This window comes from Erythrobacter sp. JB1-4 (assembly GCF_057365025.1).
This window is the reverse complement of sequence record NZ_CP200292.1, coordinates 885,001-901,734: the sequence shown is the minus strand read 5'-3', so window position 1 is coordinate 901,734 and position 16,734 is coordinate 885,001. Positions and strand designations below refer to the sequence as shown.

Genomic DNA, 16,734 nt, shown 5'->3' with positions numbered 1-16,734 from the left:
AGGCGGTGAGGCACGGATGCGCCAGTGGCTTGCGATGCGGCTTTACGGATACTCGACGCTGATCGGGATGCTGGCGCGCAAGTTTCCGGCTGATTGCTGTTTGCTTGCAAGGACAAGAGTGGCCGAGAAGCGGAACTCCAATTGCCCATAGCTATCGAGCATGGGGAAGGCGTCAACATCGGTGACAAAATCACGGATGAGGGCATTGCCGCCCCTGCCATCGCGCATGGTTATCTCGCGCGGTAGGCTGATCATGATTTGCTGAAAGGGTGCACCTGTGACGATCGCTTTACCTGTAAACGGCATTCCGCCCAGGTCATCGACATCGCCAATCAGGGTCTTTTTGCCGGTAGCCAGATCAAGCACCACGCGCCCCTCGCCATCGCCCAGAAGGACGATGCGGCCAAAGTCGATATCGCTTTCGATCGTGAGAGTAAGCCGCTCGCAATTGGGCCGGCCCAAACCATTTCCGTTGCCGTTTCCGCCAGCGTTGCCGTTGCCGTTGCCGTTGCCGTTGTTGTTGCCATTTCCGTTTCCGCGGCATCCAGGAGGCAGGTCGCAATTGGGGCAATTGCCTTGGGCTTGAAGCGGTGACACCATCGATGGTGCAGCCATGCCAGCCAAAGCCAGCACAGCTGCACCAAAGATGATGCCAATTCGCAAGGACCAAGAGGTGACCGCTCGAAACATGACTGTAATGTAAGTGGATGGGGTTAACGAAAGCCTACGGCGAAGTACTGTGGGCACGCTTTACTGAGCGTCGACTTCATCCAAATTGGATGTAAAGGCCGCGCCCATTGTCTTTGAGCCAGCGATCCGCGACTTTGATATCGCCCTCATAAATTGTCCCAAGAAGCGCGTGGAATGCAGGACTGTGATCAAAGTGGACAAGATGCGTGACTTCATGCGCGGCCACTGAACGGCGAACATAATCAGGGGCTTGGATAAGCCGCCAGTTGAGCCGGATGCGTTTTGTGCCCGATGCCCCGCCGTCCGAACAACTGCCCCAACGCCTGTGCGCGCGCGATAGTCCAACGGGCACCGCGTCAAGCGAGGCAGCAGTGGTATAATCGGCGACGTCTTTTTCGAACAGGCCAAGCGCTTGGGCCTCGAGCCAGCGTTGGAGGCGGGTTTCCAAGCCTTCTTTTGGCCCCCCAACAATCAATTGGTCGCCTTGCAAGTTGGGCTTTCGGGGCGCGGCCTTGTCCCATTCGACCTGCACATTGCGCCCGCGATACCGGACAGTGCTACCGGGGCCGGGCGCAGTGCGGCGCGGGATTTTGGCGTGTTGCTGTGCCAACCACTCGGCTCGCGCATTGGCAAAGGCGATTGCTTCCCCGGTGCGCGCCCAGCGCGGCATAGTGATGCGCACCTCGCTCCCATCAGGGGCAAGGCGCATGGTCAGCCGCTTGGCGGTTGGGTGGCGCTTGAGGGTGATGGGAACGCTCGTTCCGCCAAGGTCGATCTCAGGCTCCATCTGGGAGGGTTTAAGCCAATCGAGCACGGCCTATCTGTCCCACTCGACAATGTGGTGTTCAAGGGGCCCTGCGTCATCTTCGCTGATCACGCGGCCTGCAACGCTGATGCCTGCTTGCACCACATCTTCGCGGTTGCCGGTCAACAGGTAATGCCATTTGGGAAGCGCGCGGCCCTCTGCGCGTCTGCGATAGGCGCAGGTTTTGGGAAGCCATGGCACGTCTTCGACAATGGCCAGCGTGAGGCGCAGGCAATCAGGCACAAAGGCTTTGCGATTGCGGTAATCTGAGCATTGCGCGGTTTGGCAATCAAGCAGCTTGCACGCGACATTGGTGTCTTCAATCGCGCCAGTGTCAGCATCTTCGATCTTATGCAGGCAACACCGCCCGCACCCATCACAAAGCGCCTCCCATTCCGCGCGGTTGAGCTGCGCTAAAGGCAGCTCCCAAAAGGCGTCGCGCAAAGAGGGGCTGGAGGAAAGAGGAGCGCTCACTTCACCCATTTCGCCAGTTCCTCGGCCACGGCCTCAGCCCCCAAATCCTTAGGCAAAGTCGCCAAGGGTTCACCGCTGGGCCCAAACAGATAAGCAATATCGGAATGGGTCATCAAATAACCGCCGTTTTCAGAAGGCGGCTCTTTTGAATAAAAGACCGCAAAGGCCTTGGCCGCTGCCGCAATTTGTTCTGGCGTGCCGGTGAGCCCGATGAGGTCTTCTGAAAACGCATCGGCAAATTCGCCGACCACTTGCGGCGTATCACGCTCTGGGTCGATAGATATGAAGATCGGCTGTATTTTGGCTCCCAGCTCAGGCTCTTTTTCAGAGAACTGATTAAGCCCTTGGATCGTGCGCTGCACATCGGTTGGACACACATCGGGGCAATAGGCATAACCGAAATAGACAATGCGATATTGCCCTTGAAAATCATCCCAGCGCACGGTCTGGCTATTCTTGTCGATGAGCTCAAAATCGCCGCCGATTGAGGCCCCGGTAAGCGGGGGTTCGCCGTAGTCGATCTCGGCTGGGCCGCAGGCACCCAAAGCAAGGCTGCACGCCAAAGCGAACGCAAACAGCGGGGGTGTTGAACCAGTTAAACCAGAAGGCTTGGCGGGGGTGTTCATGGTCTGCTAATTGCCTATCTAACATTGAGGCGTGAAACGCTCGGGAACTTCCCTATATTGCGGGAGTGCGGATTGAACGAGGCCAGATTTCACAATTCTGGCAGGAATTACGAAAGGTGGAAAGCGTGGGATTGGTGAGTATCTTCAATTTGGGGTCGAAATTGCGGATTGCCACGATGGCACTTGCCGCGCTGTTTGTTGGCGCGGGCGCTGCGACTCTCGCTTTTGCAGGGCTTGAACCGGTCGCGGCGCAAGGTCAGTCGGAAGGCTATAAGTTTCTCAAAGCGGTCAAAGACCGTGATGGCAACGAGGCGACCGATATGTTGAGCGAGCCGGGAACCCAGCTTGCCAATACGCGCGACATTACGACCGGTGAGACAGGCCTTCACATTGTGGCGCTTCGCCGTGATACCTTGTGGATCCGCTTTCTCCTGCAAAAAGGGACCAATCCCAATATCGCTGACCGTAAAGGCGTCACCCCGCTGCAAATCTCGGTTCGGTTGAACCATATCGAGGGTGTGGAAGAGCTTCTTAAAGGCGGCGCGGATGTTGATGCCGCCGACGCTCAGGGCGAAACCGCTTTGATGACGGCGGTGCACCAACGCAATGTGCCGCTTGTCCGGCAGCTTTTGAAAGACGGCGCTGATCCAGATGTGAATGATAACACCGGGCGTTCTGCGCGTGACCATATGTTGCGCCTGACTTCCAACACACTTCTGCTGCGCGAATTTGAAGAGGCGGATAAAGAGCGCGAAGGCAAGGAAAAGCCCAAGCAATACGGCCCTTCATTCTAAGACCTCCCATTAGGACACCCTCCACATGACTTCCTCTCCCGATTTTGCCGATATGACTTTGGATGAGCTGCGCTTGGCGCTTGCCCCTGACATTGCGGCATCTGCTGTGTTCGACGGTTGGAACGAAACCGCTTTAGAGGCCGCTGCCGATATGGCGGGCGCAGATGTGGATGTGGTAAAGCTCGCCTTTCCCAAGGGTGCAGGCCAAGCGATGGATATGATCGATGCCTGGATCGCCAATGTCGATGCGGCAATGGAAGAAGAATGGCCTCAAGAGCGGCTGGCCGAACTCAAAATCCGCGAACGCATCCGCACGCTGGTCGCATTCCGGCTTGAGGCGGTCGAGCATATCGATGAGGCGGTGCGCCGGGCAATGTCGATCATGGCGATGCCTCACAATGCGCCGCGCAGCGCTAAGCTTGGCTGGCGCTCGGCTGATATTATGTGGAGGCTCGCTGGCGATACCGCGACCGATTACAACCACTATACCAAGCGCGCGATCCTGGCGGGTATCTATTCTGCAACTCTCGCCGTCTTCGTGAATGATGATAGCGAGGGTAAAGCGAAGACTTACGAGTTCCTCGACCGCCGGATTGACGGTGTGATGAAGTTTGAGAAAGTCAAAGCGCAATTCCTTAATAAGGACATGGAATTGCCCAGCCTCACCCGCTTTTTGGGGCGGCTGCGGTATCCGTCGCGTTAAATTTCTGAAACCGGAAGTGCAAAAGCGCGCTGCATGAGTCGCCAGCCTAAAGCGTGTGCCCTATGAGCTTGGTATAGATTCGCAGCTTTACGGCTGCTCGACCAATTTAGGGGAGACATCACGCCATGGCAGGCTCGCTCAACAAAGTAATGCTGATCGGCAATCTGGGGGCAGACCCCGAAATCCGTTCGTTCCAGAACGGTGGACGCGTTGCCAATTTGCGCATTGCGACGTCTGAAAACTGGAAAGACAAAAACACAGGCGAACGCCGCGAGAAAACCGAATGGCACACGGTTGCTATCTTCTCAGACGGGCTCGTCAATGTGGTGGAGCGTTACCTCAAGAAAGGCTCCAAGGTTTTTGTCGAAGGAAAGCTGCAAACCCGCAAATGGCAGGACCAGAACGGTCAGGACCGCTACTCAACTGAGGTTGTGATCCAAGGCCTTGGCGGCACTCTTACCATGCTCGACGGCGCGCAAGGCGGCGGCGGCGGCGGCGGCGGCGGTGGCGGTGGCTATGGCGGCGGCGGCCAAGGTGGCGGCGGTTATGGCGGTGGCTCCGGTGGTGGAGGCGGTAGCCAAGGCGGCGGCTGGAACCGGGGTGGCGGCGGAAGCGGCGGCTCTTCTGGGGGTGGCTCTGGCGGCGGTTCGGGTGGCGGCTCAGGTGGCGGCGGCTATGATGATCTGGACGATGACATTCCCTTCTAGGTCGCGATAGACTACCCTCGCTGGGCGCAAAGCAACGATTATTGCGGGGAAAATTATGACTGATCTTGTGGCAACGCTGTTGCTCGCTTCGGCTGCGCTTTCCGGACAGGTTGACGGGCCTATTTCAACCGGCCCTCTCCCGGCAGTCAGCGCCGAAAATCCGCAACGGGCACAATATCTCCTCATCTGGCAGCCGAGCGACATCGCGTGTGACAATGGGGAGAGTCCACCCGCATCAACGCTGCGCCCCGTTAGGCGTGATCGATCCCCCAGGCGGCGCACATATGGCAATCAGCCGCAGAGCGTCACATATACCTTTACCTTGGGTTCGCAGCAGCGGGCGCTGTCCATTACCTCAGCCCTGGATACAACGCGGCCTCCCGGACGGATGGACGACTTAGGACCTGCCATCGCGGCGAGCATCTTCCCCGCAATGCCGCAACCCACCCAGTGCAGTGTGACGTTTACGCAAAGCCAAACGCTGATGACACAGGCGTCCCTTGCAGACTTAAGCTTCTACCGCAGTTTCACCCGCAATCCGCGCATTCCCCAGGCGGCATGGGACAGGGATTTTCCGGGCAATTGCCGCGAGAAACCGACGCGCCGCCCGCTCACTGTGAACTATCCCGACTTTCGCGAGATTGCGAAAACCCCCGGCGCACCCGGCTGGGTCGTCTACAATTACTCGACGGGTGATGATGGGCGACCAAACGAGATAACCATCCTCGAAAGCACCGGTAATTCTGACCTGAATGAGGCGGGCAAAGCAGCTTTAGTAGCCTCCCGCTGGACCGGCGGCGCGCGGACCGGGTGCGTGCATTTTTTCTGGACCGCGAGCGATGTTGTCGAAGCCCCGCCAGCGCCGCAAGAGGAGCAATTTGGCACCAAGCCTGAGCTGTGCGAGACCCCCGACAGGTGGGAGAAAGAGCCGCGTCTTCGCTATCCTGAAAATTTCCGCAGGCGCGCTGTCGAGGGGTGGGCAATCCTGCGCTATGACGTGGCACCATGGGGCGAGATTGGAGAGGTCGAGGTGCTGGATGCACAACCTTCGGCCGAATTCGGCGCAGCTGCCAGAAGGGTCGTGAGCAGTGCGAAATTCAAGCCGCTTGATACAGGTCTAAAGGGGTGCATTGAAAGGGTGATGTTCAGGCTGCCCGAAGCTCCAGAGGATGCTGCCCACTCGCAGGACAATGCGCAGTAGGGAGAAGGTGGATCGCGCCGTGAAGCGTGGCTCAGCAAGAAAGCCGGTCCCTGCTAAATCCACCGAAAAGTAAAAATGTTTTGACATTTCTCCATCGCGAAATGTATATACCTTTTTACATTTTGTGAGAGGTATCCATGCGCATTTCCAAATACAACAAACGCCATTGGGGGTTTATGCTGGCAGCTTTGATAGCTGTTATCCCATTTGGGCTTTTCATGGGTTACGCATCGCGCACCGATCTTTTCGGCGGCAACACTTGGCTAAGTTTTGGCGTGTTTATTGGTCTTGGGATGGCCGTGTGGTCGCTCACCATATTGTGGTGGCGCGGCCTTGATGATGTCCACAAGCAAGGTCAGTTGAGCAGTTGGTATTGGGGCAGCTTGTTTGGAGGCTTTGCCTTTCTCATCTGGCTTATCGCAAGCAGCAGCCATCACACCTCATATGGCGCGGGCGCGATCCATATGTTCGTTGCCCAGCTTGCGCTTGGCAGCGCGCTTTATGGTGTATGGAAATGGCGGGGCAGTCTCTTGGGGCGCGGTGAGTGAAGAACCGCCTTCGCGACCTCAGGAAAGCCAGTGGGCTCAATCAAGCGGATTTGGCTGATGCCATCGGTGTCTCGCGCCAGACGATCATCGGGATTGAGGCGGACAAATACGATCCCTCATTGCCGATCGCCTATCAGCTGGCAGCCCATTTCGATGTGCCGGTGGAGGAGTTGTTCTTCAACCCATGGCGCGAAGAGACGGCTTAGTCCTTCGGCTCTAGCCCTTCGGCTCTAGCCCTTCGGCTCTAGCCCTTGGAAAGGCCTCTAAGCATATCGGCAAGCGGGCCTTCTTGCTCACCCTCGCGCGCGATGCCTGCTTTTTTGCGCGCTTCATCCGCTCCTGGACCCTCGGCGTAAGGGTCAATTGCAAGGCCAAGAGTTTGTGCAACAGCCTCGCCAAGGTCAAACGCATCGCCGGAATATTCGATCTCGTCGCAGTCTTCTGCGTCCAGTTCGACCTCAATCTCGCCATCTTCGTGCAGAGCAGGATCGAGCGTGCCTGCTTCAACAAAACGCAGGTCCAGCTCTTCCTCGATTTGGGCGGGAAAATCCTCGCCAGAAATTGCGCACGACTGCCGGATCGCAGCTTTCAATGTGCCGACCGCGCGGATGGCTGATCCGCGCTGTTCTACGTCCACTTGCGCGCGCAAAGTGTCTATTCCTGGAAGACCAAAGCGAGTTGCCAATGCCGCGCGCTCGCCCGCGTCGGCCTTAATCACCACAGGTTCACCCGGCAGGCCTTTGACCTTGATGAGGCGCTCAAGCTCGCTGGTGTGGTGGGGTGCGGGATTGTTGGTCATCTGATCCCGGCTGCGTTTAAAATCTGCTTGTCATTGTACCCACTTAGCCGCTGTGACAATGCCAAAAGCTCGCGCGCGATCCCGGCGCTGCAGGCCGCCTCATCTGCGCCTTCGCTAAAGGTGGTGTTGCGCGCGATTGCCTCGGTCAGTTTCGCCTCATCCTTGTTTGTGAATGCCTGGCGATATGCGCCAAGACGTCCGCCAAGGACGCTCATCAGCCGCCCAACGCGTTTGCCGATGACCACATCATTGACGCCAAACTGGCGCAGTTGCCCATCCATATCCTCAACGAAAAGTTCAGCAAGAAGAGCGCTTTCGGCCCGCATCTCGCTCGCTTCAACGCGCACCATAACCGCGCATAAGACAGCGGTGATCATATCAAACCGGCCTGCTACTGTATCGGCAACCTTATATTCGCTGTAGAATTCAGGTTCGCGCGCAAGTTCGACGACGCGGTGCCATAAAGGGCGCACGGCTTCGCGTGGATCAGGGCCGGTGCCAAGGAGGCGGGAGAGAAACGACATAATTACATTATCCTATAAGCCCATCACGCAATCTATCCAATTGCACAAACACACCCGGTGCAAGGGAAAGATGAGCCGCCCCTTTTAAACAAACGGGAGCGGTGGGCGGTTCCAGCTACGCGAACAATCGACATTCAGCCGCAATTCACCCCGCAAACTCCAGCACATTTGCATGAACGCACATTGCCAGCGCCTGCCACAGTGCTTAAAGCGTGTGGCCTGAGTGCATTTATGAGGCGATATAGGCCGCCTGCTCAAAGCGGCAAGTGGCCCGGTGAACTAAGTGCGACAAGACAATGCGAAGACGGGAATAGACGAAAACTCATGCGTGCACATGCTCTGCCAAAGACCAGAATGCTCAAAGTCGCAGCGATCAGCATGGCGGTGCTCGCTTTGGCGGGTTGCTCTTCGATCCGCGAATCGCGCGGGTTTGTGAACGATCCGCTGTTGGTGCGAACGGTTCAGCCGGGCATCGACAATCGCCGCTCGGTCGAAGGCACGCTTGGTCGCCCGACATATGAGAGCCAATATGGCGAAAAGACCTGGTACTATATCTCCAGTGTCACCGGCCGCCGTCCATTTGTGCGCCCGCGTATTCGTGAACATGTCGTGCTGGCGGTGAGATTTGATGAAGCTGGCAATGTCGCCTCGGTTGATACGCAAGGGATGGAAGAAGTTGTCTTCCTCCAACCTGATGGTGACAGAACGCCGACCCTTGGCCGTGAGCGCGGTTTTCTTGAAGATTTGTTCGGCAATATCGGACAGGTCGGCGGCGCTGGCGTTGGTGGTCCCGGGGGACCGTGACGCGGTCGATAGGCCATCTCTAGCTTGACGCTTTAGTGAGCGCCCCCATATCCACTTGCATGGACGATAAATCGGCAAGCCACGGCCTTGTACAGTGGCACGGCACCACCATCATTGGCGTCAAACGCGGCGACAAAATCGTTGTTGCGGGCGATGGTCAGGTTTCCATGGGCAACACGGTGATGAAACCCAACGCGCGCAAAGTGCGTCGCATAGGCGAGGGCGGTAAGGTCGTCGCTGGCTTTGCCGGCGCGACGGCAGATGCCTTCACCCTTTTTGAGCGGCTTGAGAAAAAGCTTGAGCAATATTCAGGGCAATTGCTGCGCGCAGCGGTGGAGTTGGCGAAGGATTGGCGCACGGATAAATACCTTCGCAATCTTGAAGCTCTGATGATTGTTGCTGACGAAGAGAGCCTGCTGGTGCTTACCGGAAATGGCGATGTGTTGGAGCCTGAAGGCGGGATCGCTGCGATTGGCTCTGGTGGGAATTACGCTCTTGCTGCTGCCCGTGCGCTTTCCGACTACGAAGAAGACGCAGAACAAATCGCGCGCAAGGCTATGGCTGTTGCCGCCGATATTTGCGTCTTCACCAATGGCAATTTGACCCTCGAAACTGTGTAACGCGGCGGTCTAGGAATTTCTCACATGGATAATCTCACCCCAAAGGCGATTGTCGCCGCATTGGACGAACACATCATCGGCCAGAAAGACGCCAAGCGTGCGGTTGCCGTGGCGCTGCGCAATCGCTGGCGGCGTCAACGGCTGGGGCCTGAGCTCAAGAATGAGGTAACGCCCAAGAACATCCTGATGATCGGCCCAACCGGCTGCGGCAAGACCGAGATCAGTCGGCGTTTGGCGAAGCTGGCTGAGGCTCCCTTTGTGAAGGTCGAGGCGACCAAGTTCACCGAAGTCGGCTATGTCGGACGCGACGTGGAGCAAATCGCGCGCGACCTCGTTGAAGAAGCGATCCGCCTTGAAAAAGAGCGCCGCCGCGAAAGCGTGCGCGAGGCGGCAAGCGAGGCCGCGATGGAGCGCTTGCTCACCGCTCTGGTCGGCGACAATGCATCCGAGGCGACCCGCGAAAGTTTCCGCCAGCGTGTCGTTCAAAACGCCATGAACGATGTTGAGGTCGAGATCGACATTGCAGAGACCGGCAATGGCATGCCCTTCGACATGGGCAATATGGGCGGCAATATGCAGATGATCGACCTGTCGGACATGATGGGCAAAGCGTTCGGCAAGGGCAAAACCAAAAAACAGAAAATGCGCGTGCCGGAAGCCTGGGACAAGCTCGTCGATGAGGAAGCCGATAAGCGCCTCGATGATGAAGACGTAAGCCGCACCGCGCTGCAAAACGCGGAGACCAACGGCATCGTGTTCCTGGACGAGATCGACAAAATCGCTGTCTCAGATGTGCGCGGCGGTTCGGTTAGCCGCGAGGGCGTGCAGCGCGACCTGCTGCCGCTGATCGAAGGGACGACGGTGGCGACCAAATATGGTCCGATGAAAACCGACCATGTGCTCTTCATCGCATCTGGCGCTTTTCATGTGGCCAAGCCTTCGGACATGCTGCCAGAGCTGCAAGGCCGCCTGCCAATCCGCGTGAACCTGCGCGCGCTTACCACCGAGGATTTTGTGCGCATTCTCTCAGAGACCCGCGCCAACCTTGTGGAGCAATATTCTGCGCTTCTGGGCACGGAAAAGGTTGAGCTCGACATAACCGAAGACGCTGTTCAGGCGGTCGCCACCATCGCAGCGCAAGTGAACGAAAGCGTCGAGAACATCGGTGCGCGGCGCTTGCAAACGGTCATGGAAAAGCTGCTCGAGGAAATCAGCTTTGAGGCAGAAGAGCACGAAGGCGAGACGGTCACCATCGATGCAGCTTACGTGCACGAGCGGCTGGGTGAGCTTGCCGGTGACAGCGATTTGTCCAAGTACATCCTGTGAGCGAGGGACCTGTCTCGGCATTGGGGGACATGCTCTCGGGCATGTCGCCAAAGCTTGATGATCAGTCTTACACTTTCGCCGTTCTTGGCGAGGGTGAGCGGCCTTCTGAATTGGCCTTTGCCGCTATTCGCGAAGACGAAGGCACAACGGTGGTCATGCCCATGGGTAAGGGGCAATCGAATTATGCCCGCATTACGCTCCAGGTGCATTCAGCATTAGACGGCGTGGGCCTTACCGCCGCCGTCTCCACCGCGCTTGCCGATGCTGGGATCGCGTGCAACGTCATCGCCGCCTTCCACCACGATCATCTGTTCGTGCCATGGCAGCGGCGCGAGGAGGCGATGGAGATCCTTCGCCGCTTAAGCGCGCAAGCGCAATAAACACCACGGTTGCACTCACCGCTTACTCAGGCTTTAGTCTGGCACGACGACCGCAACCAAAGGCCCTCAATGCTCCGCAAAATCTGTTTCACCAGTGTTATTGCATTGGGACTTGCCACCAGTTCAACCGCACTCTCCCAGGGTGCTGCACCCGCAGGTGAGACCAACTCGCTTAGGCTCAACTCGCCCAAACTTAGCGCGCCCAAAATCGAATACACTATGTGGCAGCTCGAAAATGGGCTGCGCGTGATCGCTGTGCCCGATGACACCACAAGCACCGTCACCACATCACTGTGGTACGAAGTGGGCTCCAAGAATGACCCTGATGGGCGCTCTGGCTTTTCGCATTTGTTTGAGCACATCAGCAGCCGCAAAACCGAGAACATGCCCTACAACATGATTTATGGGCTGACGGCTGATGTTGGCGGCACGCGCAATGCGTCCAATTGGATCGACCGGACGAATTATTACGAGCAGGTGCCCGCCGCCTATCTTGAGACCATGCTGTGGACCCACCGCGAACGCATGGCGAACCTTGTCGTGGACGAAGAGGTGTTCGAAAAAGAGCGCGGCGTCGTCAAAGAAGAACTTCGCCAACGCGTGCTGGCCCCGCCCTATGGCCGCTTGCAGCGCTTTATCCTGCCTGAAAACGCTTATGATGTCCTCCCCCACAGGCGTGCCGGGATTGGCTCAATCGAAGAGCTGGACGCCGCAAGCTTTGAAGATGCGCGCGCGTTCTATGAGGCTTACTATGGCCCTGATACTGCAACCTTGATCGTTGCAGGCAATTTCGACACGGCGATGTTGCGAGCTTTGGTGGATCAGTATTTCGCCGATATCCCGCGCCGCAAAACAGCGACGCCAACTGCGATTCTTGAATATGAGCCGGAGCCCGCTGGACCGCGCACGGTGAATGCGACGGCGCCCAACGTGCCTTTGCCTGTTATAGGCGGAGTGTGGAAAGGGCAGTCCATCACCCATGAGGATGCGCCTGCCATCAGGGTCCTTATGACCATCATCAGCGCTGGTGAAAACAACCGGCTGGCAAGCGCTCTTGTGCGCAAAGGATTGGCGGTGCAGGCCTCTGGCTTTGCCCCTATGTTCCGCGAGGCGGGGCATATCAATATCTATGCGCTTGCTGCCCCCGACAAGCTGGAGGCGGCAGGTCAGGCACTGGACGGTGTCATCGCTCAGCTTAGGGCAGAGCTGGTGACGCCGCAGGAACTTGAAGAGGCGAAGGCAGAGATCGTGGGCGCATCGCTGCGCCGCCGCGAGACCGCCAGGGGCCGTGCATTTGAGCTGGGCGAGGCGCTCATGGCGAGCGGGGACCCCGACTATGCGGATACAGGTCTTGCGCTGATCACGCAGGTGACGCCAGAAGATGTTCGGCGCGTGGCTAAGCGTTACTTGGATCCAGAGCGGCGCGTGACTGTTTTATACCGCAACGGGCCCGAAGACGCCGCCTCTTACGCCAACCCTGTGCCCATGCCCGACTTTGGGACCCTGCCGCCTGCCACAGGGCCAATCCGCGCGGTGAAACCGGAAGGCGAGCGCGAAATGCCTCCGGGACCTTTGCCAAGCCCATCGGTCACAGCGCCCCTGATGGTTGAGGAAAAGCTATCCAACGGCATTCGCGTCATTGCGGCGCAAACAGGCACTGTCCCGATTGCGACGGTTTCCATGGTCTTTCCCGGCGGCAGCAAAACAGACCCCGAAGGTCACCAAGGAATTGCCCAGCTTGCCGCCAGCCTTGCGGCCTCGGGTTTCTATCAGACCGATGCAAAGACCATCGCAGCACAGTTCGAAAGCCTTGGCGCCAGTTTTGAAGGAAACGCAGACAGCGATGGGACCACATTCTCTCTCACCGCGCCTGTGGCCAATCTTTCCCAGGCTGGGGATTTGGCAGCTCGGATTATCAAGGGCGCGCTTTACCCCGATGAGGAGTTCCTTCGTGAACGTGCCCGCCGGACCGAAACTTTGCGTGTCACAATGACCGATCCAAGCGGTGTCTCTCGAAGGGCGGCCCGAACGGCGGTTTATGGGACTGCGCCTTATGGCAATCATCCCGAAGGGACACCTGAGAGCCTTGCCCAGATTAACCGCAGTGACCTGCTTTACCATCGCCAGCATTTCTTTCATCCGCGCCGGATGCAGATCATCATTTCTGGCGGGCTTGAGACAGACAAGTCTATCGCAGCGCTTGAGGCGATGTTTGGCGATTGGCAGACCCCCAATGGTGTGGGCTATATTGTCGATGAGGCAGCGGGCGAGCCTTTGACCCCGCGGACCATCGTGATCGATATGCCGGGCGCTGGCCAAGCTTCTGTCTTCACCGCCATTCGCGCGCCGGCCCGTGATGCGAGCAATTTCGATGCGCTCCAGGTCGCCAACGCTGTCCTGGGGGGCGGGTCAAGCGGGCGATTGTTTGAGGAAATCCGCACAAAGCGCTCGCTCTCATATGGTGCATATTCGCGAATTGAAGGCCGGCGCGACGGCTCGCTTTTGACTGCGCGGGCACAGACCGCAAATGAGACCGCAGCCGAGGTCGCAAAGATCATGCTTGGCGAGATTGAAAAGCTCAATGGTGAGGATTTGGATGAGGCGCTGCTCCAACGCCGCCGCGCCTTTCTCGAGGGCAGCTATGGGCGTGTGATGGAGACGAGCTCCGGCTTTAATGCGATTGTTTCAGGGCTATTGCTGCATGGACTGCCCGCGTCAGATGCAAGCAAAATGGCTGAGCGTTTGGCGGCAGTTGACGGTGATGCTGCGAATGCAGCGGCACGCGCTGTGATCGATCCTGAGAGGGCCACTTTGGTGGTTGTTGGGGACGCTGGCCTGTTCCTCGATGATTTGCGCAAGGTGCGTGAGGGTATCGAGGTTGTGCGGTTGGACGAGCTGGACCTTTCGCGTCCCACATTGCGCAAAGAGGTATCGCCGTAGGGCTCTAATTGGCTACCGGTTCGCTCTCGCGATTTTCCTGGGCTTGTTGGGACCACATTTCGGCATAAAGCCCGTCTTGAGCAAGCAGCTCTGCATGCGTCCCGCTTTCGCGAAGCGTTCCGTGGTCGAGGACAATAATCCGGTCGGCATCGGCAATCGTTGAAAGCCGGTGGGCAATCGCAATGGTGGTGCGCCCTTTCGCAAGTCGTTTGAGCGTGCCTAGTATCTCCTGCTCGGTCCGCGTGTCGAGCGCGCTGGTTGCTTCATCAAGCAGGAGAATGGGCGGGTTCTTCACAAGGGTGCGGGCAATTGCGACCCGCTGCTTTTCGCCGCCCGACAGTTTGAGGCCGCGCTCGCCCACCATGGTCTCGAACCTGTCGCCCAATCGTTCGATCAAGGGCATAAGGCTTGCGTCCTTGGCGGCCTGTTCCACCGTGGCTTCATCCGTATCTTCCGCGCCATAAGCGATATTGTAGGCAAGCGTGTCGTTGAAGAGCACGCTATCCTGCGGAACGATGCCGATGGCTGCGCGCACGCTGTCTTGCTGCGTTTCGGCAATGTCCTGTCCATCGATCAGAATACGCCCACCTTGCGGATCGTAGAAACGAAACAGCAATCGCCCGATGGTGCTTTTGCCTGCGCCCGATGGGCCCACCACGGCAAGGGTCGATCCGGCAGGCACCTCAAAGCTGAGGCCGTTTAAGATCGTACGGTCGTCTTCATAGCCAAAGGTGACATTGTCGAAGGTGACGCTGGGTTGCGTGACTTTGAGTGCAGGTGCACCGGGTTTATCCTCCACCTCTACGCTGGTGTCGATCAGGGTGAACATCTGCGCCATATCGACAAGGCCTTGGCGAATGGTCCGGTAAACCCAGCCGAGCAGATCAAGCGGGCGGAAAAGCTGCATGAGGTAGGTGTTGACGAAGACGAGATCACCCACGGTAAGTTCGCCCTTGGACCAGCCCCAAACGGAATAGATCATCGCGCCAGCCATGAGGGCATTGGTGATCCCCGATTGGACAACGTTCAAAAGCGCGAGCGAGTTTTCCGACTTCATTGCGGCGGCGGCATAGGCGCGTGCGGCCTGCGAATAGCGTTTTTCCTCGCGGGCCTCTGCTCCGAAGTATTTCACCGTCTCAAAGTTCAGCAGCGAATCCACCGCGCGGTGCAGGGCCTGCCCATCCAGATCATTCATCTCGCGCCGCAGCTTGGTCCGCCATTCGGTGATCGCGCGCGTGGTGAAGATATACGCGATCACACACAGAGCGGTCGCGGCGACCAACTCCCAGCCGAAATTGAGATAGAAAATGACGCCCACGGCGATGAGCTCAATCGCGGTCGGGGCAATATTAAAGAGGAGGAAATAGAGCATCATGTCGATACTCTTGGTCCCGCGCTCGATAATCTTGGTGACCTCGCCCGTGCGCCGCGTGAGATGAAAGCGTAAGGACAGGCGGTGGAGGCGGTGGAAGACGTCCTCGGCAAGGCTAAGCGTTGCCATCTGCCCAACGCGTTCAAACACGACATTGCGCAAATTGTCGAACAGGAGGGAGGTAAAGCGGCCCAGCACATAGGCTGCGACCAATGCCATCGCGACCTGCGCTGCGCCTGACATATCTGCAAGCGCGCCGGTCCCCTCCATCGCATTGACCGCGCCCTTATAGGCGAATGGCAGCGATAGGATCACCGCCTTGGCCAGCAGCACCAGCCCCATGGAAATGACGATCCGCCAGCGCAGTGACGCATTATCCTTTGGCCAAAGGTAAGGGAGAAAACGCCTTAGCGTTGCCCAGCTCTCTGCATCGGCGGGCTTATCACCTTGTTTTGTGGCGGGGGTATCTGGCGGCATTGCGGGCTCCATGTGGAGAGCCCGCCGCTTATCTACAAGGCCCCGTCCACCGGAGCCGGTATCTGGCGGGCCTTACCCTATCCAGCCCGTTTATGGTCTTAGCAAACTGCCTGGACCGCGCCCGCGTGCTCTGCGCATAGCGCGTGCGACATCGCGCGGCACATCAAACAACACGCGCTTTTCGCTAAAATCGATCGCGACCCGGTCAAAGATGCGCAAATGCTGCATGCCCAGCGCCAGCACCGGTTTATCGCCAAGACCAAGCGCTTCAAAAGCAGGTGTATCGGCAAAAGTGAGAGCGACATTGCGCACCGCCAAACCCTCAATCTGAAGCGAGCGCACCATCTGCAGTTCCCCGGTCATCTGGACGCCGTTCACATCGGTCGTGATGACCTCTTCAGCGCGCTTGCGTCGGATCTTGTTCTGCAAGGCAAGGCTTCCAATGCTCGCCTGCGCCCCGGTGTCGATAATCACCGTCGCACGCACGCCTTCGACCAATGCATCGGTGATGAGCAATTGCCCATATTGCTGATTGGCCCGCACCACGATCTCAAAGCCGGCACGGTAGTTGTCGATGACGGAGACATCCTGCACAGCAATCGTCTCTTCGCGAAAGTCGATGAGGACCCGGTAATCCTGCAAGGTATCGAGCCCCAAAATGCCTTGTGCACCGACATTGTTCGCATCCAGCACCGGGGAGATCAGGTCGTAAACCGTTTGCTCGCCAAAGCTCATGCTCTCCACTTCGACCAGATCAACCGAACGCCTGCTTGCCATGCCGACAACGGTGGCGGTGCCTGATGGTGTTAGCATCAAGCTTTCGTTGATTTGGCGTGTGACAACCGTGGCTTGGCTGCCGGTGTCGATCATAAAGTCAAAGGGCCCCGCGCCCTCGACCATAACTGGCAGCAAAAACCGGCGCGCGCGGTCTTGATCAAGTTCGA

At 58.0% G+C, this 16,734-nt stretch carries 19 protein-coding genes (1 of these 19 only partly in view); 11 read left to right on the top strand and 8 right to left on the bottom strand.

Annotated elements, in window-relative coordinates; all coding sequences use genetic code 11:
• Nucleotides 1-42 precede the first annotated feature (42 nt).
• From AC0V61_RS04115 to AC0V61_RS04100, 4 genes are all read right to left on the bottom strand, one after another.
• Entirely contained in the window at nt 43-690 is a 648-nt protein-coding gene (locus AC0V61_RS04115; protein ID WP_486156003.1) for a DUF4402 domain-containing protein, read from the bottom strand.
• A 76-nt stretch (nt 691-766) separates the two neighbouring features.
• Nucleotides 767-1,504, bottom strand: a complete 738-nt coding sequence (locus AC0V61_RS04110) for a M48 family metallopeptidase (RefSeq protein ID WP_486156002.1) — start codon at nt 1,502-1,504, stop codon at nt 767-769.
• Nucleotides 1,505-1,507: 3 nt separating this feature from the next.
• On the bottom strand, nt 1,508-1,978 hold the full coding sequence (locus AC0V61_RS04105; protein WP_486156001.1) for a YcgN family cysteine cluster protein: 471 nt from the start codon (nt 1,976-1,978) through the stop codon (nt 1,508-1,510).
• Nucleotides 1,966-2,595: an SCO family protein gene (locus AC0V61_RS04100; protein ID WP_486156000.1), complete on the bottom strand. Its 630-nt coding sequence runs from the start codon at nt 2,593-2,595 to the stop codon at nt 1,966-1,968. Before AC0V61_RS04100 ends, AC0V61_RS04105 begins: the two co-directional genes overlap by 13 nt.
• Nucleotides 2,596-2,729: 134 nt before the next feature.
• Here AC0V61_RS04100 and AC0V61_RS04095 point away from each other — a divergent pair, with 134 nt between their 5' ends.
• The 6 genes from AC0V61_RS04095 (at nt 2,730) to AC0V61_RS04070 (ending at nt 6,754) form a co-directional block, all read left to right on the top strand.
• Nucleotides 2,730-3,389, top strand: a complete 660-nt coding sequence (locus AC0V61_RS04095) for an ankyrin repeat domain-containing protein (RefSeq protein ID WP_486155999.1) — start codon at nt 2,730-2,732, stop codon at nt 3,387-3,389.
• 25 nt (nt 3,390-3,414) lie between these two features.
• Entirely contained in the window at nt 3,415-4,092 is a 678-nt protein-coding gene (locus AC0V61_RS04090; protein WP_486155998.1) for a COQ9 family protein, read from the top strand.
• Nucleotides 4,093-4,217: 125 nt separating this feature from the next.
• Nucleotides 4,218-4,799, top strand: a complete 582-nt coding sequence (ssb, locus tag AC0V61_RS04085) for a single-stranded DNA-binding protein (RefSeq protein ID WP_486155997.1) — start codon at nt 4,218-4,220, stop codon at nt 4,797-4,799.
• A gap of 55 nt (nt 4,800-4,854) precedes the next feature.
• Nucleotides 4,855-6,000, top strand: a complete 1,146-nt coding sequence (locus AC0V61_RS04080) for an energy transducer TonB (protein ID WP_486155996.1) — start codon at nt 4,855-4,857, stop codon at nt 5,998-6,000.
• A 137-nt stretch (nt 6,001-6,137) separates the two neighbouring features.
• Nucleotides 6,138-6,548 carry a hypothetical protein gene (locus AC0V61_RS04075; protein ID WP_486155995.1) on the top strand — a complete coding sequence of 137 codons (411 nt, stop codon included), beginning with the start codon at nt 6,138-6,140 and terminating at the stop codon, nt 6,546-6,548.
• Nucleotides 6,545-6,754 carry a helix-turn-helix transcriptional regulator gene (locus AC0V61_RS04070; RefSeq protein WP_486155994.1) on the top strand — a complete coding sequence of 70 codons (210 nt, stop codon included), beginning with the start codon at nt 6,545-6,547 and terminating at the stop codon, nt 6,752-6,754. Before AC0V61_RS04075 ends, AC0V61_RS04070 begins: the two co-directional genes overlap by 4 nt.
• A 38-nt stretch (nt 6,755-6,792) precedes the next feature.
• Here AC0V61_RS04070 and AC0V61_RS04065 read toward each other — a convergent pair whose 3' ends face one another.
• Nucleotides 6,793-7,347 carry a YceD family protein gene (locus AC0V61_RS04065; protein WP_486155993.1) on the bottom strand — a complete coding sequence of 185 codons (555 nt, stop codon included), beginning with the start codon at nt 7,345-7,347 and terminating at the stop codon, nt 6,793-6,795.
• On the bottom strand, nt 7,344-7,871 hold the full coding sequence (locus AC0V61_RS04060; protein WP_486155992.1) for a ubiquinol-cytochrome C chaperone family protein: 528 nt from the start codon (nt 7,869-7,871) through the stop codon (nt 7,344-7,346). The genes AC0V61_RS04065 and AC0V61_RS04060 overlap by 4 nt, the downstream gene beginning before the upstream one ends.
• A gap of 324 nt (nt 7,872-8,195) precedes the next feature.
• Between AC0V61_RS04060 and AC0V61_RS04055 the strand changes: the two genes are divergently transcribed.
• The 5 genes from AC0V61_RS04055 to AC0V61_RS04035 all read left to right on the top strand — a co-directional run bounded on the left by AC0V61_RS04055 (nt 8,196) and on the right by AC0V61_RS04035 (nt 13,941).
• Nucleotides 8,196-8,675 carry an outer membrane protein assembly factor BamE gene (locus AC0V61_RS04055; protein WP_486155991.1) on the top strand — a complete coding sequence of 160 codons (480 nt, stop codon included), beginning with the start codon at nt 8,196-8,198 and terminating at the stop codon, nt 8,673-8,675.
• 59 nt (nt 8,676-8,734) lie between these two features.
• On the top strand, nt 8,735-9,295 hold the full coding sequence (hslV, locus tag AC0V61_RS04050; RefSeq protein WP_486155990.1) for an ATP-dependent protease subunit HslV: 561 nt from the start codon (nt 8,735-8,737) through the stop codon (nt 9,293-9,295).
• Between the two features lie 24 nt (nt 9,296-9,319).
• Nucleotides 9,320-10,621, top strand: a complete 1,302-nt coding sequence (gene hslU, locus AC0V61_RS04045; protein WP_486155989.1) for an ATP-dependent protease ATPase subunit HslU — start codon at nt 9,320-9,322, stop codon at nt 10,619-10,621.
• The gene (locus tag AC0V61_RS04040; RefSeq protein WP_486155988.1) at nt 10,618-11,001 is read left to right on the top strand and encodes an ACT domain-containing protein; all 384 of its coding nucleotides are present in this window, start codon (nt 10,618-10,620) and stop codon (nt 10,999-11,001) included. The genes hslU and AC0V61_RS04040 overlap by 4 nt, the downstream gene beginning before the upstream one ends.
• 69 nt (nt 11,002-11,070) lie before the next feature.
• The gene (locus AC0V61_RS04035; protein WP_486155987.1) at nt 11,071-13,941 is read left to right on the top strand and encodes a M16 family metallopeptidase; all 2,871 of its coding nucleotides are present in this window, start codon (nt 11,071-11,073) and stop codon (nt 13,939-13,941) included.
• 4 nt (nt 13,942-13,945) lie between these two features.
• On the opposite strand, the gene AC0V61_RS04030 is transcribed toward AC0V61_RS04035, so the two are convergent.
• Together AC0V61_RS04030 and AC0V61_RS04025 are read right to left on the bottom strand one after the other, a co-directional pair.
• A complete protein-coding gene (locus AC0V61_RS04030; protein ID WP_486155986.1) occupies nt 13,946-15,790 on the bottom strand; it encodes an ABCB family ABC transporter ATP-binding protein/permease in 1,845 nt (614 codons plus the stop codon).
• 90 nt (nt 15,791-15,880) lie between these two features.
• Nucleotides 15,881-16,734, bottom strand: the 3' portion of a protein-coding gene (locus AC0V61_RS04025) for an aspartyl protease family protein (protein WP_486155985.1). 148 nt of this gene lie beyond the right edge of the window; the window shows 854 of its 1,002 coding nt (coding positions 149-1,002); its start codon lies beyond the right edge, outside the window — the gene reads right to left on this strand; the stop codon is at nt 15,881-15,883.